Annotated in this window: 1 pseudogene; it reads left to right on the top strand. The window is 39.3% G+C overall.

The features are described 5' to 3' along the window. Positions 1-331 precede the first annotated feature (331 nt). Positions 332-448 (top strand): annotated as a pseudogene (locus tag ACTHUR_RS20825) (IS5/IS1182 family transposase); the annotation flags it as partial.

Here is a 448-nt window from a genome sequence, read left to right as displayed (position 1 = left end):
CTTTAACGTTGAATTTTTTCATGTTTTTTACCTTTTTGTGGTGGGTGTAGGGACGTTATTCAAGATTCTCTTTCCCCGTAAACTGAAAAAGGGACACCGCATGGTCTTAACGGTGATAGTCACTTGAAGAAAGTTGCACCCTCCATTGTAAAAAAATGAAATTTAAATGCAAGTATTCTGTATAGATTTTTCACATATCATGAAAATATGTTGTACATATACATCATTCGGATAAGATGCAAGGAGCACAAAAAATAACGCAAATAGAGACCTTTGCAAAATCCCCCCAAAAATCCCCTAAATTCCCACCAAGACATTTAGGGGATTTCTCATGAGCACCTTCTTCAGGCAAACCGCACAAGTCATGATCGCCAAGCACATCGACCGCCTCCCATTGCTAAAGTTAGATCAAGTGATTGATTGGCAACCGATCGAACAGTACCTGAAC

This window comes from Neisseria sp. P0021.S007, assembly GCF_051956855.1.
This window is presented reverse-complemented; position numbering and strand designations above follow the sequence as displayed.